At 61.2% G+C, this 20,664-nt stretch carries 22 protein-coding genes; 13 read left to right on the top strand and 9 right to left on the bottom strand.

The features are described from left to right. Positions 1-26 precede the first annotated feature (26 nt). Both H7A77_RS09315 and aroL read left to right on the top strand, forming a co-directional pair. Positions 27-545: a GNAT family N-acetyltransferase gene (locus H7A77_RS09315; protein ID WP_072628300.1), complete on the top strand. Its 519-nt coding sequence runs from the start codon at positions 27-29 to the stop codon at positions 543-545. A gap of 109 nt (positions 546-654) precedes the next feature. Then, positions 655-1,179 (top strand): shikimate kinase AroL, encoded by a 525-nt coding sequence (gene aroL / locus H7A77_RS09310; RefSeq protein ID WP_033642032.1) that lies wholly within the window; start codon positions 655-657, stop codon positions 1,177-1,179. A gap of 36 nt (positions 1,180-1,215) precedes the next feature. On the opposite strand, the gene H7A77_RS09305 is transcribed toward aroL, so the two are convergent. After that, positions 1,216-1,959, bottom strand: a complete 744-nt coding sequence (locus H7A77_RS09305) for an AraC family transcriptional regulator (protein ID WP_182074082.1) — start codon at positions 1,957-1,959, stop codon at positions 1,216-1,218. A gap of 96 nt (positions 1,960-2,055) precedes the next feature. Between H7A77_RS09305 and H7A77_RS09300 the strand changes: the two genes are divergently transcribed. From H7A77_RS09300 to ppnP, 3 genes are all read left to right on the top strand, one after another. Further along, on the top strand, positions 2,056-2,460 hold the full coding sequence (locus H7A77_RS09300) for a nuclear transport factor 2 family protein (protein ID WP_033651063.1): 405 nt from the start codon (positions 2,056-2,058) through the stop codon (positions 2,458-2,460). Between the two features lie 47 nt (positions 2,461-2,507). Continuing rightward, positions 2,508-2,708 carry a YaiA family protein gene (locus tag H7A77_RS09295; protein ID WP_015376810.1) on the top strand — a complete coding sequence of 67 codons (201 nt, stop codon included), beginning with the start codon at positions 2,508-2,510 and terminating at the stop codon, positions 2,706-2,708. 273 nt (positions 2,709-2,981) lie between these two features. Then, complete coding sequence (gene ppnP, locus H7A77_RS09290; RefSeq protein WP_004940463.1) at positions 2,982-3,272, top strand: pyrimidine/purine nucleoside phosphorylase; 291 nt, start codon at positions 2,982-2,984, stop codon at positions 3,270-3,272. A 65-nt stretch (positions 3,273-3,337) separates the two neighbouring features. Here the strand turns inward: ppnP and rdgC are convergent, their stop codons facing one another. After that, a complete protein-coding gene (gene rdgC, locus H7A77_RS09285; RefSeq protein ID WP_004940461.1) occupies positions 3,338-4,249 on the bottom strand; it encodes a recombination-associated protein RdgC in 912 nt (303 codons plus the stop codon). A gap of 216 nt (positions 4,250-4,465) precedes the next feature. Between rdgC and mak the strand changes: the two genes are divergently transcribed. The 3 genes from mak to H7A77_RS09270 all read left to right on the top strand — a co-directional run bounded on the left by mak (position 4,466) and on the right by H7A77_RS09270 (position 6,098). Next, on the top strand, positions 4,466-5,380 hold the full coding sequence (gene mak / locus H7A77_RS09280) for a fructokinase (protein ID WP_182074081.1): 915 nt from the start codon (positions 4,466-4,468) through the stop codon (positions 5,378-5,380). A 101-nt stretch (positions 5,381-5,481) separates the two neighbouring features. Continuing rightward, the gene (locus H7A77_RS09275; protein ID WP_004940455.1) at positions 5,482-5,715 is read left to right on the top strand and encodes a type II toxin-antitoxin system Phd/YefM family antitoxin; all 234 of its coding nucleotides are present in this window, start codon (positions 5,482-5,484) and stop codon (positions 5,713-5,715) included. Then, positions 5,712-6,098, top strand: coding sequence for a type II toxin-antitoxin system VapC family toxin (locus H7A77_RS09270; protein WP_033651066.1), 387 nt, complete (start codon positions 5,712-5,714; stop codon positions 6,096-6,098). Before H7A77_RS09275 ends, H7A77_RS09270 begins: the two co-directional genes overlap by 4 nt. Here H7A77_RS09270 and licT read toward each other — a convergent pair. The 3 genes from licT to sbcD form a co-directional block, all read right to left on the bottom strand. Next, positions 6,095-6,943 (bottom strand): BglG family transcription antiterminator LicT, encoded by an 849-nt coding sequence (gene licT, locus H7A77_RS09265; protein WP_042783774.1) that lies wholly within the window; start codon positions 6,941-6,943, stop codon positions 6,095-6,097. The genes H7A77_RS09270 and licT overlap by 4 nt on opposite strands. Positions 6,944-7,174: 231 nt before the next feature. Next, entirely contained in the window at positions 7,175-10,426 is a 3,252-nt protein-coding gene (gene sbcC, locus H7A77_RS09260; RefSeq protein WP_182074080.1) for an exonuclease subunit SbcC, read from the bottom strand. Next, entirely contained in the window at positions 10,423-11,655 is a 1,233-nt protein-coding gene (gene sbcD, locus H7A77_RS09255; RefSeq protein ID WP_072628295.1) for an exonuclease subunit SbcD, read from the bottom strand. Before sbcD ends, sbcC begins: the two co-directional genes overlap by 4 nt. 215 nt (positions 11,656-11,870) lie before the next feature. Between sbcD and phoB the strand changes: the two genes are divergently transcribed. The 5 genes from phoB (at position 11,871) to proY (ending at position 18,159) form a co-directional block, all read left to right on the top strand. Further along, complete coding sequence (gene phoB / locus H7A77_RS09250; protein ID WP_004940438.1) at positions 11,871-12,560, top strand: phosphate response regulator transcription factor PhoB; 690 nt, start codon at positions 11,871-11,873, stop codon at positions 12,558-12,560. Between the two features lie 24 nt (positions 12,561-12,584). Next, positions 12,585-13,901 carry a phosphate regulon sensor histidine kinase PhoR gene (phoR, locus tag H7A77_RS09245; RefSeq protein ID WP_004940434.1) on the top strand — a complete coding sequence of 439 codons (1,317 nt, stop codon included), beginning with the start codon at positions 12,585-12,587 and terminating at the stop codon, positions 13,899-13,901. 14 nt (positions 13,902-13,915) lie between these two features. Continuing rightward, positions 13,916-14,878 carry a PstS family phosphate ABC transporter substrate-binding protein gene (locus tag H7A77_RS09240; protein ID WP_047025771.1) on the top strand — a complete coding sequence of 321 codons (963 nt, stop codon included), beginning with the start codon at positions 13,916-13,918 and terminating at the stop codon, positions 14,876-14,878. Positions 14,879-15,362: 484 nt separating this feature from the next. Next, positions 15,363-16,679: a branched-chain amino acid transport system II carrier protein gene (brnQ, locus tag H7A77_RS09235; protein ID WP_182074079.1), complete on the top strand. Its 1,317-nt coding sequence runs from the start codon at positions 15,363-15,365 to the stop codon at positions 16,677-16,679. Positions 16,680-16,752: 73 nt separating this feature from the next. After that, the gene (gene proY / locus H7A77_RS09230; RefSeq protein ID WP_033651183.1) at positions 16,753-18,159 is read left to right on the top strand and encodes a proline-specific permease ProY; all 1,407 of its coding nucleotides are present in this window, start codon (positions 16,753-16,755) and stop codon (positions 18,157-18,159) included. Positions 18,160-18,204: 45 nt separating this feature from the next. Here the strand turns inward: proY and H7A77_RS09225 are convergent, their stop codons facing one another. The 4 genes from H7A77_RS09225 to H7A77_RS09210 form a co-directional block, all read right to left on the bottom strand. Next, positions 18,205-18,492 carry a HigA family addiction module antitoxin gene (locus H7A77_RS09225; RefSeq protein WP_025160069.1) on the bottom strand — a complete coding sequence of 96 codons (288 nt, stop codon included), beginning with the start codon at positions 18,490-18,492 and terminating at the stop codon, positions 18,205-18,207. Next, complete coding sequence (locus H7A77_RS09220) at positions 18,492-18,770, bottom strand: type II toxin-antitoxin system RelE/ParE family toxin (protein ID WP_033651073.1); 279 nt, start codon at positions 18,768-18,770, stop codon at positions 18,492-18,494. Before H7A77_RS09220 ends, H7A77_RS09225 begins: the two co-directional genes overlap by 1 nt. An 85-nt stretch (positions 18,771-18,855) precedes the next feature. Next, entirely contained in the window at positions 18,856-19,125 is a 270-nt protein-coding gene (locus H7A77_RS09215) for a hypothetical protein (protein ID WP_033651074.1), read from the bottom strand. Between the two features lie 132 nt (positions 19,126-19,257). After that, positions 19,258-20,514, bottom strand: coding sequence for a mechanosensitive ion channel family protein (locus H7A77_RS09210; protein WP_033651075.1), 1,257 nt, complete (start codon positions 20,512-20,514; stop codon positions 19,258-19,260). Between the last annotated feature and the right edge of the window lie 150 nt (positions 20,515-20,664).

Below are 20,664 nucleotides of genomic sequence, written 5' to 3'. Positions count from 1 at the left end.
AACCGCCCCAACGTTAAGGAGAACCCATGAGCCTGCAAATTCGTTTGGCGCAGCAGCGGGATATCGCGCATCTGATGGCGGTTGAACGCTCGGCGGCGCAGCTGTTTCGCCAGCAGCCGGCGTGGCGCTTTATCGCCGAAGGCGAGGTGATGAGCCCGCAACAGCACGCCGCGTTTATCGCCGAGCGCCGTGAATGGCTGGCCGAAAGCGACAACGGCGAGTGCGCCGGTTTTATCGCCGTGCAGGCTCAGGGGGAAGACTGGCATATCGCCGAATTGTCGGTCGCCGGTGACTGGCAACGGCAGGGCGTCGGCCGCCGCCTGATCGGGGCGGTGGCGGAAGAAGCCAAACGCCAGGGCGCCGCTCGCCTGACGCTCACCACCTTCATTGACGTGCCGTGGAATGCGCCTTATTACCGGCGGCTGGGGTTCCGGCCGCTCGACGACGCGCGGCTCACGGCCGCCTTGCGGCGGCATCTGGATGAGGATCTGGCGCACGGCTTTACCGCTGGCAGTCGCTGTGCCATGGAATTTACACTATCGTAAATATTGAAATACAGAGCGGGCAGGGTATGATGCTGCCACCACGCCATCGCACCCGCTCGGTATTTTGGTATGCAATGCACTCAAGTCACCGCATAAGGGACAACCCGTAATGACACAAACCCTGTTCATGATAGGCGCTCGCGGAGCCGGCAAGACCACGGTAGGCAGCGCATTGGCGCTGGCGTTGGGCTATCAGTTCGTCGATACCGATCTGTTTATGCAGCAGGCGGCGCAGATGAGCGTGGCGGAAATGGTCGAGCGCGAGGGCTGGCTGGGGTTTCGTCGCCGCGAGACCATCGCGTTGCAAACCGTGACTAAGCCGTCAACTATAGTTGCCACCGGCGGCGGGGCGATCCTGGCGGAGGAAAACCGCCAGTTTATGCGCCAGCATGGCACCGTTATCTACCTGCGCGCGCCGGCCAGCGTGTTGGCGCAGCGGTTGGAAGAGTACCCGGAAGATGCGCAGCGCCCGACGCTCACCGGCAGGCCGATCGCCGAAGAGATGCTCGAGGTGCTGGCCGCGCGTGAAGCGCTGTATCAGGATGCCGCGCATTACGTGATGGACGGCGCCGCCGATCCTCAGCGGGTGGTGGAACAAATCCTCGCGGTGCTGCCGCGCGAGACGGTGAAATAACCTTTTCTTCTCTTCGGGCGCTGGGCGCCCGTTTTCCTATTCCCTTTGCCGAGCGGCAGCAAAGTACGCGCCGGGCGTGACGCCGAAGCGGCGGCGAAAGGCGGCGATGTAGGCGCTGACGTTGTCGTAGCCGCAGGCGTCGGCCACCTCGTTGACCGCTTCGCCGCGTGATAATCCCTCCAGTGAACGCAATACCCGCGCCTGTTGGCGCCACAGCGCGAAGCTGATGCCGGTTTCCTGCAGAAAGCGGCGGCTCAGGGTGCGTGGGCTGAGCCCGGCCCAGGCGGCCCAGTCGCGCTGGCTGTGCTGGCTGGCGGGATCGTTCAGCAGCGCCCGGGCGATGTTCAGCAACCGGGCGTCCTGCGGCAGCGGCAATTGCAACGGCGCGCGGCTTGCCGTGTGCATTTCATCCAGCAGCACCTGCAGCAGCCGTCGTTGCGGCGCGCTCATCGGGCCGGCGGAGAACTGCGCGATGCGTTCCACCAGAGCCTGCAACAGCGCTGAGGCGGTGAACAGCTGCGGCTGCGGCGGCATCTCCGGCGCGCTTTCCACCGGCAGATACAGACTCCAGCCCGCCACATCGCCACAGGCCAGCGCCTGATGGGGGCACCCCGGCGGCAGCCAGCCCAGCGCACCGCCGGTGATCGCCCATTGCCGGCCAGGCAGTTCCAGCGCCAGCATGCCGCGCGTCAAGAGATAGATCTGGGCGCCGTCGTGCCGGTGCCAGGGCGTCAGGTGCTTTCTTTCATGCTGAAGGCGTTGGCTGCGGATCTGCGTCATATTGGCCGTTTAACGTTATTGAAAGTCTTGATGCGGTTATTATGCCATCGCCTGGCCGGGATAGGATCGCCATTCCCCCCATTTCGGAGAAACGTGATGACTCAACTTACCCCGCTGAACCTGGTGCTCGATACGCTGCAGCAGGTGGTCGCCAGCCCGGAGCATCGGCCGACGCAGCTCGCCGCCCGTTTCAGCGCAGGCTACCGCCAGCAGGTGGATGGCAAGGTGCTGAACTTCGAGCAGTTTGAGCAACATATGGCGCTGCTGAAACGGCAAACCCGCCGCATGACGCTGAAGGTGCTCGCGGCGGCGGCGCAGGATGAGTCGGTGCTGACCCACCATCTGGTCGAGGTGGAAAAGCGTGACGGCACCTGCAGCCGCGTGCGGGTGCTGGCGCACTTCACCGTGCGTGAAGGCCGCATTTGCGCCTGCGATGAACTGACCGAGCTGTTGACGGGCGCCCCCGGCGATCGCGATCTCGGCTCGCGCGTGCCGGAATGAGGGCGGCTGCTATACTTGCTACTGTGTGAAACACACGGGAGAACGGCATGCGCGAAAATGATCAACCTGCTTATCCACGGAGCGCCCGCGTCGTAGAGGTTTTTCGAGGCGACCCGAACCTGCATCTGCGCCGTTTTGAGGTGCGCACCGACGACATTGAGCCGAATACGTTGCTCAGTGAACATGAAACCGAGCAGGAAGCGCTCGACGCCAAGCACCGCTATGAGGACGAGGCGTTAGAGCATTGACCTGCAGCCCAGCGGAAACCGGCGTCAGGCCGGTTTCCTGTTTATGGTTTGGAAATCGACGCCCTTGCTCTCTTTCCCGCGCGGATCGCACCGCTTGTCCCGCCAGACGCTGCGCACCGACTCTATTATGCTGTCCGCCCATTTGCCGGTAAGCGTCCCGGCAGCAGTTTGCTCTGCGCCGCGATCGCATTTCGCGTGAAAAACCAGTGACAGATCAACCGCAATCCCCCAATATGGATTTTCCATACAAGATGATGACGCGGGTGCCAGTCTATGCTGAAAGTGAATGAGTATTTTGCCGGAAAAGTGAAGTCTATCGGTTTTGACAGTAGCAGCATCGGTCTTACCAGCGTGGGTGTGATGGAAGAGGGCGAATACACCTTCTCCACCGCGCAGCCGGAAGAAATGACGGTGATCACCGGGGCGCTGAAAGTGCTGCTGCCGGGCGCGCCGGACTGGCAGGTGTTTACGCCGGGCGAGAAATTCTTCGTGCCGGGGCACAGCGAGTTCAACCTGCAGGTGGCCGACGCAACCGCCTATCTGTGCCGCTACCTGAGCAAATAAAGGTTGCTCGTTAGGGGAACGCAGGGCTCAGCGAACGCTGGGCCCTGGTCGTTTCTGAGGCGGGATTAACGCTGGGCTTCGCCGCCGAGCGCTTCGATGGTGTTTTTGATCAACGCCGCCAGCTCGCTGGTCATCAGGATAAAGTCGGCGTCAAAGCGCTGGGCGAAGTCGTCGCGATCGATGTCGTCGTTCTGCTCGCGCAGCGTGTCGGCAAACTTCAGACGTTTTAATGAACCGTCGTCCGACAGCATCAGCTGAATGCGCTCCTGCCAATCCACCGCCAGCTTGGTCACCAGTTTGCCGGCTTCGATGTGCACCGCGATTTCGTCGCTGATCAGATTCTGTTTTTTGCAGCGGATCACGCCGCCTTCTTCCAGAATCGCTTTCAATTCCGCTTCATCCTGAATGGCGAAGCCAGCCGGCATCTCGCCGGAACGCACCCATTCGGTCAGCGTCAGTTCGATCGGGCTTTCCATCGTCAGCGGCACCACCGGCAGCGAACCGAGGCTTTTGCGCAGCAGCGCCAGCGTATCTTCGGCGCGTTTGGCGCTGGCGGCATCGACCATGATCAGATCGTTGACGGTGTCGATCCACATGAAAGTCTGGTTGAAGCGGCTGAATGCGCGCGGCAGCAGGCTGTGCAGCACTTCATCCTTCAGCGCGTCCTTCTCGGTTTTCTTCAGTTTGCGGTGTTGTTCCGCCTCCAGGCGCTCAATCTTGGCCTGCAGCTCTTGCTTGATGACCGGCGACGGCAGGATTTTCTCTTCCTTGCGCGCGCAGATGACGATTTGGCCGTTGACCGCGTGCGTCAATGCATCGCTGTGCGAACCCATCGGGGAGACCCAGCCGGTCTTCGCCATGTCCTGGCTGCCGCACGGCGTGAAGGCGAACGCGCTGAGTTGTTTTTCCATTTCATCCGCGTTTAGCGCCACTTCGCGGCTCAAACGGTAAACCATCAAATTCTTAAACCACAGCATAATGTTATCCCAGGCTGGGCGTGCGTTCGGCACGCTGATTCGTCAAAAGCAGGGCGGCATGATAACGAATTGACGCTGAAAAATCGCCCCATTCTCTCTGAATTGCGTCGCTTTACGCAGCGAGAAAGGACGGGACGGAGGGTGGGAAACAGGTGATTCATTCGCGCGCTTACATTAGGCTGTGGCAACGCTGCGCGGCATCGAGGAGAAAAATACGTGCGCATTGGCATCGATTTGGGTGGAACGAAAATTGAAGTGATTGCGTTGGCGGACGACGGGCGGGAGCGGTTTCGCCATCGTATCGCCACGCCGCGCCATGACTACCGGCAAACTCTGGCGGCGATCGCCGGGCTGGTGAAACTGGCCGAGGATCATACCGGCGAACGGGGATCGGTCGGGATCGGCATTCCCGGCACGCTGTCGCCGTTTACCGGGCGGGTGAAAAACGCCAACTCGGTGTGGCTCAACGGCCAACCGCTGGACGAGGATCTGTCTGCGCTGCTGACGCGAGAGGTGCGCATCGCCAACGATGCCAACTGTCTGGCGGTGTCGGAAGCCACCGACGGCGCCGGCGCCGGCGCGAAAACCGTGTTTGCGGTCATCATCGGCACCGGCTGCGGCGCCGGCGTGGCGCTGAACGGCCAGGCGCATGCCGGCGGCAACGGCATCGCCGGTGAATGGGGGCACAATCCGCTGCCGTGGCAGGATGACGATGAGCTGCGTTACGCCCGCGAAGTGCCGTGTTACTGCGGCAAGCCGGGTTGCATCGAAACCTTTGTTTCCGGCACCGGTTTCGCCACCGACTATGTGCGCCTGAGCGGCAATGCGCTGCAAGGGCATGAGATCATGGCGCTGAGCGAGCGGGGCGATGCGTTGGCGGAGCAGGCGATTGGCCGCTACGAAATGCGGCTGGCGAAATCGCTGGCGCACGTGATCAACATGCTGGATCCGGATGTGGTGGTGCTCGGCGGCGGCATGAGCAACGTGGATCGTCTGTATCGCACGGTGCCGCAACTGGTGAAAGGCTGGGTGTTCGGCGGCGAGTGTGAAACGCCGATCCGCAAGGCCGTTCACGGCGACTCCAGCGGCGTGCGCGGTGCGGCCTGGCTGTGGCCGCAACAGCAGCGCTAAGCGTGCAATAAAGCGCGAGGCTGCTCGCGCTTTAAACCCTTCACTGTACAAAAACTGGACGGCGCTTTATGCTTTAGCTAACTTAGCTAAGGAGGACGCGTATGCCGATTCAGGCCAATATGCACGAAGCCAAATCCAATCTGAGCCAGTTGGCGGACAGAGCCGCGGAGGGAGAAACCGTGATTATTGCAAAAGCAGGGAAGCCGTACGTACAGCTGGTCGCCATCAAGGGGGAAGCGCGCCGCCCTGGCGCCGCCAAGGGCAGGTTCACCGTGCCGGCGGATTTCAACGCCGGGGATGCGGCCATTGCGGCGTTGTTTGAGGGCGATGAATGAAGCGCCTGTTGCTGGATACCCACGCGCTGCTGTGGTGGCTGATCGACGACGCCTGCCTGGGCGTGAACGCCAAAAGGCAGATCGCCGATCCGGGCAATGCGGTGTACGTCAGCGCGGCCAGCATTTGGGAGATCTCGATCAAGCAGGCGCTGGGCAAACTGGCGCTGCCGGAAGACATCTTTGCGATCATCGAGGCCGAGGATTTTCTGTCGTTGCCGATGGACGCCTTTCACTGCCAACAGGCCGGGCAGCTGCCGCCCCATCATCAAGATCCTTTTGATCGCATGCTGATCGCCCAGGCGCAGGCCGAGGGGCTGACGCTGATCTCCGCCGACGCGGTGTTTCCGCAGTACGGCGTGCGGGTGGCGGACGCCCGCCGTTAAGCCGGCTTTTCCTCGCTTTCGCTGCGCACCCGTTCGATATGAATGGTCAGAAACATCATCTCTTCCGTGGTGAGCTGATGCTGATAGTGTTTTTCGATGTGGCGGTTGATCTTACCGGCGCAGGCGAATGACTCGCGGTACTTCTCTTTCACCACCTGATACAGCGAATCATCGTCGCTGTCGACGTAGTTTTTCCCCAGCAGCCGTTGGGCGAAAAATTTCAAGTGGGTCACGAACCGGTGGTAGCTCAGGGATTCCTCGTTGTAATCAAAGCGGAAATGGTACTTGACCAGGTTGAGGATCTCTTGCATCACGCGGGTAATGTGCAGCGTGTTGTGCATCTCGTCGTTAAGCTGGGCGTTGACCAGGTGCAGGGCGATAAATCCGGCTTCATCCTCCGGCAACGCGGTATCCAGCCGCTGTGCGATCAGGGCCAGCGCCTCCAGCCCGACGGCGAATTCGGCCGGATAGAGTTTTTTAATCTCCCACAGCAGCGCATTTTTGATATCCAGCCCTTGCGCATGGCGCTGCAGGGCGAAGTGGATGTGATCGGTCAGCGTGATGTAGACGATGTTATGCAGCTTGCCCGGCAGGCGTTCGCGGGCGAGGGTGATGATTCTGTCGGCGGTGGTGACGCAGGCCAATGGGATCTCGGCGAGCAGCTCTTTATAGCGCTCGGCGATTTCTCCGCCGTTATGGGTGAAGACCTTTTCGATCAGGCTTTCGTCCAGCGTATCGCCGGGCTTCTTTTTAAAGCCGATTCCTTTTCCCATCACCACCGTCTCTGCCTGACGGTCGTCCAGCGTAATCACCACGTTATTATTGAGTATTTTAGCGATTTTCATGGTTTTTCCCGGTGTTTCAGCATCCTGAAAACGAAAAAACCTGACGCCCGGAAGCGATCCCGGGCGTCAGGTTTTGCCTGTATTTTTTCTTTCTGCCCTGCGGCCTGAGCGGCGGAGGGGATACAGTAACAATCCTGTTATGCTGGCATAATAACCCGTGCCCGCCGCGGCTCAACGCTTTTCACCGCGGAGTGCCGCCGCGGTCACACTTCTGCGCCGCGAGCCGCAGGATCATTCCAGCCTGAAGTGCGCTTCCAGCCGGCTGACGCCGAGCCCGTTGACCTTTTTCACCTTGATCTGCACCGGAATGCGTTCTTTCATCGCCTCGATGTGGCTGATCACGCCGATGGTTTTGCCGGAGGCGTTCAGGCTGTCCAGCGCATCCAGCGCGGTGTCGAGGGTTTCGGCGTCCAGCGTGCCGAAGCCTTCATCGAGGAACAGCGAGTCGATGCTGGTTTTATGGCTGACCAGATCGGACAACGCCAGCGCCAACGCCAGGCTGACCAGGAAGCTCTCGCCGCCGGACAGGGTGCGGGTATCGCGCAGCGCGTCCGCCTGCCAGGTGTCCACCACCTGCAGCTCCAGCGCATCGCTGGTCTTGCGCTGCAGCAGGTAGCGCCCGTGCAGCCGGCCGAGCTGCCGGTTGGCCAGATAGACCAGATGATCGAGCGTCAGCCCCTGAGCGAAGCGGCGGAACTTGTCGCCTTCTTTCGAGCCGATCAGCTGGTTGAGGTAGCTCCAGTCGTCGTAGTCTTGCTGGCTGCGGGCGATTTGCTCGAACAGCGCCTGCTGATTGAGGCGACGAGCGGCATCGCTTTCCAGCTGATTGCGCAGTTCGCCCTGACGCAGCTGCAACGTTTTCAACTGCTGTGCCAGCTCGGCCAGCGATTGGGTGAGCGCATCGATATCCGCATTGGCTTCATCCAGCCCTTCAGGGCGGCACTGCCGATGCTGCTCCAGCGTTTGCGTCGCCTGTGTCAGCAGGGCGGCGGCCTCCACCTGTCGCTGTTGCAACCGCTCTTTGCGCTGCTGCAATTCGCGACGCAGGGCGTCGTCCAGCAGCGCGGCGGCGAAGGCGGTTTCATCGGCGAACTCGCTGTCGGCCAGCGCCTGCTGCCACTGCTGCTGCGCCTGCTGCAGCCGCTCCTGCATCTGGGTGAGCTGTTGTTGCAGCCCGGCCTGCTGGCCGGCCAGGCGTTCGCGCAGTTCCTGCGCCTTTTGCCACTGCTCGGCGGCCTGAACGCTGGCCTGTTCGCAGGCGATTTGTTTGGCGCGCAGCTGTTCGCGCACCAGGGCCACCTGCTGTTCGCCGAACAGCGCCAGCCGCTGCGCACGTCGTTCAGCGAGGGTTTTCTCGCCTTCTTGCCAGCGTTGTTGCAGCTCTTGCTGCTGTTGCAGGCTGTCGGCGTGGGCTTTCTGCAGCAGCGTAAAGCGTTCTTCGAGCAACGCCAGCTGTTGCTGCGTCTGCTGCTGCTGCGTTTGCAGAGCGATGAGCGCGTCTTTCGCCTGCTGTACCGCCTGCGCCGCCTGTTCATGCTGCTGCAGCGCCTGTTGCCCGCGCCGTTCTTCGTCGTCGCAGCCGTTCAGCCAGGCGCTGAGTTGCTCGCCATCCGCCAGCGTAAAGTCGAACGCCAGCGGTGCGCTGAGCTGCCGCCACTGCTGCTGTTGGGCAGCCAGCTGCTGTTCATCCTGAGCGATGGTTTGCTGTTGGCGCTGTTGTTGTTCCTGCAGGCCTTCGCAGCGGGTACGCAGCTCGGTGCCCTGGGTTTGCAGTTTCTCGGCGAGGGTACGCATCTCGACCAAACGCTGTTCCGTGGCCGAAGGCTGCACCGCCTGATACTGCTCTACCGCCGGATGGCTGGTGGAACCGCACAGCGGGCAGGGGGCACCGTTCTGCAGCAGGGCGCGCTCCGCTTCCAGACTGACGATGCGTTTCTCCAGTTCGTGGATCCGCTCCACTTCCTGCAGCTGCGCCTTGTGCTGTTTGAATTGCTGACGTGCGCTCTCCAGCTGTTGTTGCAACCCGGCGAGCTGCGTTTGCCGCTCGGCATGCTCCGCCTGTTGCCGGGCCAGACGCTCGCGAGTCTGACGGTGAAGGGACGTCAGAGTAAATAGCTGCTGACGCGTTGGGCGCAGATCCGCCAGGGCGCTCAGGCGCTGGCGCAGCGGGGCCAGCGGCGTTTTCGCCTCCAGCGCCTGCTGCTGTTGCTGTTGAGCGGCCAGCGTTTCACTCAGCGCATTCAACTGCTGCTGAAACTGTGCGGCCTGCGTCGTCAGCTGGCTGCGCTGAGCGGTGAGCTGCTCCAGCGTAGTTTGCTGCTGGGCGCACTGCTGCGCGGCGGCATCGCCGGCCTGTCGCCGCTCGGCCTGGGTCGATAGCAGTTGGGCTATCTGGTGATCGAGCGGGGCGACCTGCTCGTCGATCAGCTGTTGCTGTTGCCGCATATGCTCGGCATGGGTTTGCTGCGCCTGGCGGGTTTTCTCCACCGCCTGCTGCAGCGGGGCCAACTGCGCTGACTGCTGTTCCTGCTGTTGCGCCAACAGAGCCGCTTGCTGCTGTATCGTCTGCAGCTCGGCGCGGCAGCGATCGCGTTCACCGCGCAGCGGCCGCAATTTCTCGGCCGGCTCGCTGAGCGCCAGCCGCTGCAGCTGTGGGGCGGCCTCTGTCTGCTCGCGCTGGGCGGTGTCCAGCCGCAATTGCCCCTCGTTTTGCTGTTGCCGGAGGCGTTGCCATTGTTGCAGCCAGCTCAGCGCCTGTTGCTGCCGCTGGGTTTGCTCGCCGAGGGCGCTTTCCTGCGTGCTCAGCGCCGCCAGCTGTTCGGTCAGAGACTGGCGCTGCTCGTCGTTCAGCAGTTCGATGCCGCTGGCGCGTTGGTGCAACGCATCCAGGTCAGTTTTGGCCTGCTTGTGCGACTCGAACACCTGCTCGGACAGCCGCCCATAGATTTCGGTGCCGGTCAGCTCTTCCAACAGCTCGGCGCGATCGTTGGCGTCGGCGTTGAGGAAGGCGGCGAACTGCCCCTGAGACAGCATCATCGATTTGGTGAAGCGGCCGAAGTCCAGTCCGGTGATGGCGGCGGTGAGCTCCAGCTTGTCGCGCACTTTGTCCGCCAGGATCTTGCCGTCCTCGCGGCGCGCCAGTTCGACCTTCGGCGCCTGCAGGTTGCCGTCCGGCGCATTTTTGGCGCGGCGCTGGCTCCAGAAGGCGCGATAGCCGACGCCCTTGACCTCAAACTCGACCTCCGCCAGCGACTCGGCGGTGTGGCGGGTCATCAGCTCATTCTGGCTCGGCGTGACGTTGAGGCGCGGCGTTTGGTGATACAGCGCCAGGCAAATGGCGTCCAGCAGGGTGGTTTTGCCCGCGCCGGTCGGGCCGGTAATGGCGAACAGGCCGTTGCTGGCGAACGGCTCAGCGGTGAAGTCAATTTTCCATTCGCCCTGCAGCGAGTTGAGGTTTTTTAACCGCAGGCTGAGGATCTTCATGAATTCGTCTCCTCGGCGTTATGCTGCACCGCCTCGACCACCTGGCGGAACATCTGGCGCATCCGCTGTTGACGCGTTTCGGGCATCTCAGCCTCCTGCGCCAGGCGCCGTTCGAACACTTCGTTGACGCTCAGCTCGTTCAGCGTTTCCTTATCCTGCTGCGCAATCGCCTGGTGGCGCTGCTCTTTGCTGCGCCGTAGCAGCACCACTTCCACTGGCAGCTCATCCGCCAGCAGCTGGATGCGGCGCTGGATGTCGCTGAGGTAGTCCTGCGTCGCCACTTCGATATCCAGCCACACCGGCCGCTCGCCGGCATAGTCGGCAAATTGCCGCAGCTGCCGTTCGATCTCGGCCAGATCGCCTTTGATCAGCTGCATGGGCTGGAACTGCGGGATCGTTAACGCGTCAACCCGCTGCAGGGTGCCGTCGGCGAAATCCACCAGGAAGACGCTTTTGGCTTTGCCCAGCTCATCGAAGCTGAGCGGGATCGGCGAGCCGCTATAGCGAATATGCTCCGATTTGGCGACGTTCTGCGCGCGGTGAATGTGGCCCAGCGCGATATAGTCGGCGGGCGGGAAGGCCTGCGCCGGGAAGGCGTCGAGGGTGCCGATATAGATGTCGCGCACCGAGTCGGAGGTGGTGACGCCGACGGTGGTCAGGTGGCCGGTGGCGACGATCGGCAGCGGCAAGCCCAGCTGGTCGCGGCGCTCGCAGGCCGCCTGATACAGCGTCTGATAATGTTCGGCGATGGCTTCCTGCAGCGCCTGCTGTTTCTGTGCGCCGGATTCGCCGGCGCGGCTGGTGAGCAGATCGCGCGGCCGCAGGAACGGAATGGCGCACAGCACCGCGCCCGGTTGGCCGTCGCGCCGGTTCAGCACCACGATTTGCTGTTCAGGGGCGCCTTGCGCGCTGGCGATCACCGTGGTGTTCAGGCAGGAGAGCAGCTCCCGCGATTCGTTCAGCGTCGCCACCGAGTCGTGGTTGCCGCCCAGCACCACCAACTGGCAGCCGGTGCGCTGCAGTTCCACCACGAAGCGGTTGTACAGTTCGCGGGCATAGCTGGGCGGTGAGCCGGTATCGAACAGATCCCCGGCGACGATCAGCGCATCCACCTGCTGCTGTTCGATCTGTTCGATCAGCCAGTTCAGAAAAGCCTGGTGCTCGGCGGCGCGGCTTTTGGTGAAAAAGTACTGGCCAAGGTGCCAGTCAGAGGTGTGGATCAGGCGCATGACACTCCCGGATGCAAAGATAATGGCGATGATTATAAAGGCCGCGGCGGCGGCTGTCCCGGCGCAATGATGATGACAACCGGATGATTTTTCTTTACTGCAGGAAATAATCGCTATGCTTACTGCCTATAACAGCCGGTTTTTTTCATAAAAGTGTCACAAAACTGACGCATAATGGCGCCCGAAAAGTCGCTAACACATTGGCAGGATTGACGATGGCAAGACGCATACTGGTGGTGGAAGACGAAGCGCCGATCCGTGAGATGGTGTGCTTTGTGTTGGAACAAAATGGTTACCAACCGTTGGAAGCCGAGGATTATGACAGCGCCGTGACGCGTCTGTCTGAGCCGTTCCCTGATTTGGTGTTGCTTGACTGGATGTTGCCCGGCGGTTCCGGCATTCAGTTTATCAAACATATGAAGCGCGAAGCGCTGACCCGCGATATCCCGGTGATGATGTTGACCGCGCGCGGCGAAGAAGAAGACCGGGTGCGCGGCCTGGAAGTGGGGGCGGATGATTACATCACCAAGCCGTTCTCGCCCAAGGAGCTGGTGGCGCGCATCAAGGCGGTCATGCGCCGCATTTCACCGATGGCGGTGGAAGAGGTGATTGAAATGCAAGGGCTGAGCCTGGACCCGTCCTCCCATCGCGTGATGGCGAACGATCAGGCGCTGGACATGGGGCCGACCGAGTTCAAGCTGCTGCACTTCTTTATGACCCACCCGGAGCGGGTTTATAGCCGTGAGCAGTTGCTTAATCACGTCTGGGGCACTAACGTTTATGTGGAAGACCGTACCGTTGACGTGCATATCCGTCGGCTCCGTAAGGCGTTAGAAACCAGTGGGCATGATAAAATGGTTCAAACCGTTCGGGGCACCGGCTACCGGTTCTCAACGCGCTACTGATCGCGCCGCGCTGGAGAATATGCCGTGTTAGAACGTCTGTCGTGGAAGAGGCTGGCTCTGGAGCTGGCTCTTTTTTGTTTGCCCGCCTTACTGCTGGGGCTGATTTTCGGTTATCTGCCCTGGTTCCTGCTGGCCTCCGCGCTGGCTGCGCTGGTGTGGAATTTCTACAACCAGCTCAAACTCTCCCATTGGCTGTGGATCGACCGCAGCATGACGCCGCCGCCCGGCCGCTGGAGCTGGGAGCCGCTGTTTTATGGCCTGTATCAGATGCAGCAGCGCAACCGCCGCCGCCGGCGCGAGCTGGCGCTGCTTATCAAGCGTTTTCGCAGCGGAGCCGAATCGCTGCCTGACGCGGTGGTGATGACCACCGTCGAGGGCAACATCTTCTGGTGCAACGGGCTGGCGCAGCATCTGCTCGGCTTCCGCTGGCCGGAAGACAACGGCCAGCACATCCTTAACCTGCTGCGTTATCCGGAATTCAGCCACTATCTGCAACAGCAGGAGTTTTCGCGTCCGCTGACGCTGCAGTTGAACAACGAACACTACGTCGAATTCCGCGTGATGCCGTATTCCGAAGGGCAGTTGCTGATGGTGGCGCGCGACGTCACCCAGATGCGCCAGCTGGAGGGCGCGCGGCGCAACTTCTTCGCCAACGTCAGCCATGAGCTGCGCACGCCGCTGACGGTGCTGCAGGGCTACCTGGAGATGATGGGCGACGAAGAGCAGGACGGTTCGCTGCGCAGCAAGGCGCTCAGCACCATGCAAGAGCAGACCCGCCGGATGGACGGGCTGGTCAAGCAACTGCTGACGCTGTCGCGCATCGAGGCGGCGCCCAATGTCGACATGAACGAGCGGGTGGATATCCCGCTGATGCTGCGGGTGTTGCAGCGCGAGGCGCAATCGCTGAGCGGCGGCAATCATGAGATCACCTTCCGGGTTAACGAGCAGCTCAACGTGTTCGGCAATGAAGACCAGTTGCGCAGCGCGGTGTCTAACCTGGTGTACAACGCGGTCAACCACACGCCGAAGGGCACCCATATCGAAGTGAGCTGGCAACAGACGGCGCACGGCGCGCAGTTCCAGGTCAGCGACAACGGGCCGGGCATCGCCGCCGAACACCTGCCGCGCCTGACCGAGCGTTTTTACCGCGTCGACAAGGCCCGCTCGCGCCAGACCGGCGGCAGCGGGCTGGGGCTGGCGATCGTCAAGCACGCGCTCAGCCATCACGACGCGCGGCTGGAGATCCTCAGCGAACCGGGGATCGGCACCCGCTTTATCTTTACCTTGCCCAATCGGTTGATTGTTCCCGCCGCTTTATCAGAGAATGCGGTGAAAAATTAACGCGAGACACCGGTATGACCCGAATAACCCGAGGGCTGTTGCTTTGCCTGGCGCTGCTGGCCGGACGCGGCGCGCTGGCGCAGCCTGACGGCATGTTGGCGGGCAACCTGTCCAGCGTCGGTTCCGACACGCTGGCGAATCTGATGGCGCTGTGGGCGCAGGATTTCAGCCAGCATTATCCCAACGTCAACCTGCAGATCCAGGCCGCCGGCTCCTCGACCGCGCCGACCGCCTTGGCCGCGGGCGCCGCGCAGCTCGGCCCGATGAGCCGGCCGATGAAGGCGGCCGAGATCTCGGCATTCGAACACCGTTACGGCTATGCGCCGCTGGCGGTGCCGGTAGCGGTGGATGCGCTGGTGGTATTGGTGCATCAGGATAATCCGCTGCGCGGCCTCAACCTGCAGCAGCTCGACCGCATTTTCTCCGCCACCCGGCGCTGCGGCGAAAGCCAGCCGCTGACGCGCTGGGGCGAGCTGGGTCTGCGCGGCGACTGGGCGTCGCGTTCGCTGCAGCGCTTTGGCCGCAACTCGGCGTCCGGCACCTATGGCTACTTCAAACTGCGCGCGCTGTGCGGCGGCGATTTCATGCCGCGCGTCAATGAGCTGCCCGGCTCGGCCTCGGTGGTGCAGGCGGTGGCCGGTTCGCTCAACGGCATCGGCTACGCCAGCATTGGCTTTCGCGCCAGCGGCGTGCGGCTGCTGCCATTGGCGGAGTCGGGAGAGGACTATGTCGCGCCTACCGCCGCCAACGTGCGCAACGATCGCTACCCGCTGTCGCGCTATCTGTATATCTACATCAACAAAGCCCCCCATCAACCGCTGGAGCCGCGGACCGCCGCGTTTCTCGATCGCGTGCTGTCGACACCAGGCCAAAGCCTGGTCAACCACGACGGCTATCTGCCGCTGCCGCCGGCCACCCTGCAGAAGACCCGTCAGGCGCTGGGGTTGCCACCGCTCGCGCCGGCCATGGCGCAATAAACGACAAAAAACGGCGTAATTTTCACCTTTTTTTATGGCGAAACGAAGCTCATACCACGCGAAAATCGGCTTTTTATTGGCGATTTCGAGCGGTAAAGCGATATATGCTTCACGTTTTGTGAACTCATTGTTCAAAAATGATACAAATCATGTAGTGTATATTTATTGATAGCCAATATGATCGACTGGTGGCTAAAGTTTATATGGTCGATAGCTCTGCTTTTCGCCGTGCGTCTTGCCTTGAAGCGCTATAAACGTTTACCTTAGCCTTCGTTGTCGGATTAAACCTCCATTTTTATAACTCCTAAAATTTTGCCCATCTTTATGAGCGGCCACTTTCGAATAGGGACATAAACGCCGGATCGACTGCGTTTAGGGTGCTTATTTGGCGCGGCGACGATCGGGCATGCCGGCAACCGGGTGGGGCGTCACGCCACCACGCTATCGGACCCTTTTTTTATTTGAACAGGCAACACGACATCGTATGAGTCATCGTTTAACGTCAAAAGATATCCTGGCACTGGGCTTTATGACCTTTGCCTTATTCGTCGGGGCCGGGAACATCATCTTCCCGCCGATGGTCGGTTTGCAGTCCGGTGAACACGTCTGGACTGCGGCGCTGGGCTTCCTGATCACCGCCGTGGGCCTGCCGGTCATCACCGTCATCGCGCTGGCGCGCGTCGGCGGCGGCATCGACGCCCTCAGTTCGCCAATCGGCCGCGGCGCCGGCTTGCTGCTGGCGACAGTCTGCTACCTGGCCGTCGGCCCGCTGTTCGCGACGCCGCGTACCGCCACCGTGTCCTTCGAAGTGGGCATCGCCCCGCTGACCGGCGACGGCGCCATGCCGCTGTTCATCTACAGCCTGGTGTACTTCGCGCTGGTGATCGGCATCTCTCTGTATCCGGGCCGCCTGCTCGATACCGTCGGCCATGTGCTGGCGCCGCTGAAGATTGTCGCGCTGGCCGTACTGGGCATCGCCGCGCTGCTGTGGCCTGCCGGTGCGCCGATTCCGGCGACGACGGCTTATCAGAGCGTGCCTTTCTCCTCCGGCTTCGTTAACGGCTATCTGACCATGGATACGCTGGGCGCGCTGGTGTTCGGCATCGTTATCGTCAACGCGGCGCGTTCGCGCGGCGTGAAAGACGCCGGTTTGTTGACCCGCTACACCATTCTGGCCGGTTTGATCGCCGGCGTGGGCCTGACGCTGGTGTACCTGAGCCTGTTCAAACTGGGTTCCGGCAGCGGCGCGCTGGTGCCGAACGCCACCAACGGCGCGGTGATCCTGCACGCTTACGTTCAGAACACCTTTGGCGGCCTCGGCAGCTTCTTCCTGGCGGCGCTGATCTTCATCGCATGTATGGTGACCGCAGTGGGCCTGACCTGCGCCTGCGCCGAGTTCTTCGCGCAATACCTGCCGTTCTCTTACAAGACGCTGGTGTTTATTCTGGGCCTGTTCTCGATGGTGGTGTCCAACCTCGGCCTGAGCCACCTGATCCAGATCTCCATTCCGGTGCTGACCGCGATTTACCCGCCGTGCATCGTGCTGGTGGTGCTGAGCTTCACCCTGCGTTGGTGGCACAGCGCGCCGCGCATCATCGCGCCGGTGATGCTTGTCAGCCTGTTGTTTGGTATCCTTGACGCGGTGAAAGCGTCCAGCTTCCAGCAGCTGCTGCCGGCCTGGACCACTCACCTGCCGCTGGCGGAGCAGGGGTTGGCATGGTTGCCGCCTTCGCTGCTGATGCTGGCGCTGGTCGCGATTTATGATCGGGTGTGCACGCGTTCCCAAGTGACCGCGCACTGATAATCCCCCGGCTTAATCTAGGGCCACGGACATGTCCGTGGCTTTTTTACGTTTAAAACTATGGGTCATTTTCATGCAACAACAGTCACCCACCACTGTCCCCGACAATAAGCTGAAACGCGGCCTCAGCACGCGTCATATCCGCTTTATGGCGTTGGGGTCGGCCATCGGCACCGGCTTGTTCTACGGCTCGGCGGACGCCATCAAAATGGCCGGCCCGAGCGTGCTGCTGGCTTACCTGATCGGCGGCATCGTGGCCTTCATCATCATGCGCGCGCTGGGGGAGATGTCGGTCAACAACCCGCAGGCCAGCTCGTTTTCCCGCTACGCGCAGGACTACCTCGGCCCGATGGCGGGTTACATCACCGGCTGGACCTACTGCTTTGAGATCCTGATCGTCGCCATCGCCGATGTGACCGCCTTCGGCATTTATATGGGGGTCTGGTTCCCGGAAGTGCCGCACTGGATCTGGGTGCTGAGCGTGGTGTTGATCATCGGCGCCATCAACCTGATGAGCGTCAAGGTGTTCGGCGAGCTCGAGTTCTGGTTCTCGTTCTTCAAGGTCGCCACCATCATCATCATGATCGCGGCCGGCATCGGCATCATCATCTGGGGCATCGGCAACGGCGGGCAACCGACCGGCATTCATAACCTGTGGTCGAACGGCGGCTTCTTCAGCAACGGCTTTATCGGCATGATCCTGTCGCTGCAGCTGGTGATGTTCGCTTACGGCGGCATTGAAATCATCGGCATCACCGCCGGCGAAGCCAAGGATCCGAAAAAATCGATTCCGAAAGCCATCAACTCGGTGCCGTGGCGCATTCTGGTGTTCTACGTCGGCACGCTGTTCGTCATCATGTCTATCTACCCGTGGAACCAGGTGGGCACCAACGGTAGCCCGTTCGTGCTGACTTTCCAGCATATGGGCATCACCGTGGCGGCGGGTATCCTCAACTTCGTGGTGATCACCGCTTCGCTGTCGGCGATCAACAGCGACGTGTTCGGCGTCGGCCGCATGCTGCACGGCATGGCCGAGCAGGGCCATGCGCCGAAGATGTTCAGTAAGGTGTCGAAACGCGGCATTCCCTGGGTGACGGTGGTCGTGATGATGCTGGCGCTGCTGCTGGCGGTATACCTCAACTACATCATGCCGGAGAGCGTGTTCCTGGTGATCGCCTCCCTGGCGACCTTCGCCACCGTGTGGGTGTGGATCATGATCCTGTTCTCGCAAATCGCCTTCCGCCGCAGCCTGAGCAAAGAGCAGGTGAAGCAGTTGGCGTTCCCGCTGCGCGGCGGGGTGTTCACCTCGGTGGTGGCGATCGTGTTCCTGGTATTCATCATCGGTCTTATCGGCTACTTCCCGACCACGCGCGTCTCGCTGTACGCCGGCCTGGTCTGGGTGGTGTTGCTGCTGGCGGGTTACTGGTTCAAGGTCAACCGCCAGAAAAAACGCGCGCTGCTGGCGACGCAGCAAGACTAAATGGAAAAACACCGGCTGAGGCCGGTGTTTTTTTAGGGGCAGGCGTCAAGCGAAGTCCAGCTTGCGCAGTTTGGAAACGTCGATGGACTGCCTGGCCTGCCACAGATCGTAAGCATCTTGCATTCCCATCCAGACCTGTTCGGAACTGCCTATTACGATGGACAGGCGGATGGCCATTTCCGGCGAGATATCGGATTTACCGCTGATCAGGCGTTGAACCGTAGACGGCGCGACGTCCAATGCTTTGGCCAGCGCGCGCGCGCTGAGATTCAGCGTTTCCATGGTTTCTTTGATCAACTCACCAGGATGAGGAGGATTATGCATGCGGTTCATTAGTGATAGTCCTCATAATTCACGATATAAACATCACCCTCGACCAGTTCAAACGTGATGCGCCAGTTACCGGTCACGGTGACGGACCATTGCCCATTGCGAGCGCCCGTTAGCGGATGCAAGAAGAAGCCGGGTAAATCCACGTCATCAATCACTTTCGCTAAATCCAGCACGCTCAGCCGCAGCGCGATTTTTTTCGCCTGTTTGGCGTCGATACCTGCTGTTGAACCGGTTTCGAAAAACTTTTTGAGTCCCTTATGCTTGAAGCTTCTTATCATCCTGATGGCTCCATGAGTGTTGCGCTATACGCATCATAGTAGGGCGTTGCGTATCACGCAACAAATTGGGGCGTTTTTTAATCCACTATGTCTGGCGTTTGTCCTCCGCTTCCTCATCCCCGGCGGCGCGGGCTTCGATGCGTATGCCGCCGTCGTTCAGGCGTTCCTCCTCTTCCTCGCCGGCGCAGCGCGCCAGCACTTCGCGAATGTCCTGCAGGTTGCTGCTGAGGGCGCTCAGCGAAGGTTGCAGATTGCGGGGCATGCGGCTTTCATCCAGCAAAGCGTTGTGCAGGCAGCCGATAAACAGCAGGGTGGCCATCAGGGTAAACAGCCGATGACGTATCCGTTTCAGCAAGGGCTTTCCCTCTCGGTGGTGAAGGTGAGGGCGCATTAACGCCGTTTTCGCCGGGGAAAAGAAGGGGATGGAGATATCTGCTGGCAATTGAAAGCGAATAATTACCAGCAGACACAGTTACGTCAGCCGACGTCAGGAAGCGTTCGCGCTTTGTCGCAGCATGCCGCGCATGTCGTTGCCGGTCGGCGTCTGATGCACGCGCAGACCGAACTCGTCGATCACCGCCAGGATATGGTCGAAAATATCCGCCTGAATGCTTTCGTACTCCGCCCAGACCGTGGTGTTGGTGAAGGCGTAGATTTCCAGCGGCAGGCCTTCCGGCGTCGGCGCCAGCTGGCGCACCATCAGCGTCATGTTTTGGTGAATGCGCGGGTGAGCGCGCAGGTAGGCTTCCAGATAGGCGCGCAGCGTGCCGAGGTTGGTCAGGCGGCGGCCGTTGAGCGGCGAGGCCAGATCGACGGCGATCTCCTGGTTGTGCTGGCTCAGCTCCTGGGTCTTAACGTTCAGGTAGCTGTGCAGCAGCGGGTTGCGCTGCAGGCGGCGCTGTTCCTCTTCCGACAGGAAGTGCACGCTGCCGGTGTCGATATTCAAACTGCGCTTGATGCGGCGCCCGCCGGATTCCGACATCGAACGCCAGTTTTTGAACGAGTCGGAGATCAGCGCGTAGGTCGGTATGGTGGTGACGGTGTTGTCCCAGTTACGCACTTTGACCGTGGTCAGGCCGATGTCGGTGACCGCGCCGTCGGCGCCGTATTTCGGCATTTCCAGCCAGTCGCCGATCTTCAGCATGTCGTTGGCGGAGAGCTGAATGCCGGCCACCAGCCCGAGGATCGGATCCTTGAACACCAACATCAGGACCGCCGTCATGGCGCCCAGGCCGCTGAGCAGCAACAGCGGCGATTTGCCCATCAGCAGCGAGACGATCATGATGCCGATCAGGATCGCCGCCACCAGTTTCAGGCCCTGGAAAATGCCGCGCAGCGGCAGCTGATTGGAAATCGGGCTTTGGCGCAGCAGCGCCAGCAGCGTATCCAGCAGCGAGAACAGCGACAGCAGGGTGAAGGCGAGTATCCACACCTGCGCGGCGGTAACGATCACCGCCTGAGTCTGGCTGCCGCTCTGCAGCCACAGCGTCGCCTGGATGCTGATGATCACCCCTTGCAGCAGCAGCGCCACGCGCTGGAACAGTTTGTATTGGGTGATGGCCTGTTGCCAGACGCGTTGCGACTGCTGGCCGCGGCGCTGAAGGGCGGCCAACACCACCCGGTGCAGCACCAGGTGGATCACCACCGAGATCAGGACGATCAACCCCAAGACCATCAACAGCGACATCACTCCGCCGAATTCCAACCCAAATTGCTCCAGCCAGCGCGTTATCTGTTGTTGCATTACCGCTCCTTAAAAAATGCGCAAAAAATATCCTGTATGCTCAAAACGCGTTAGCCTAAGGGGTAACGTGCAGGATTTGTGCCTGTTTACCTTTTTTTACATCGAGTTAGCGTTATTTTTCGGTCTCCGCCCCCCGGCTCATCCCTGGGT

This window comes from Serratia sp. ME47 (assembly GCF_903970925.1).
Lineage (GTDB): Bacteria > Pseudomonadota > Gammaproteobacteria > Enterobacterales > Enterobacteriaceae > Serratia > Serratia ureilytica.
Note: the sequence above shows the minus strand (reverse complement) of the source record. Positions and strands in the feature narration are given on the sequence as shown.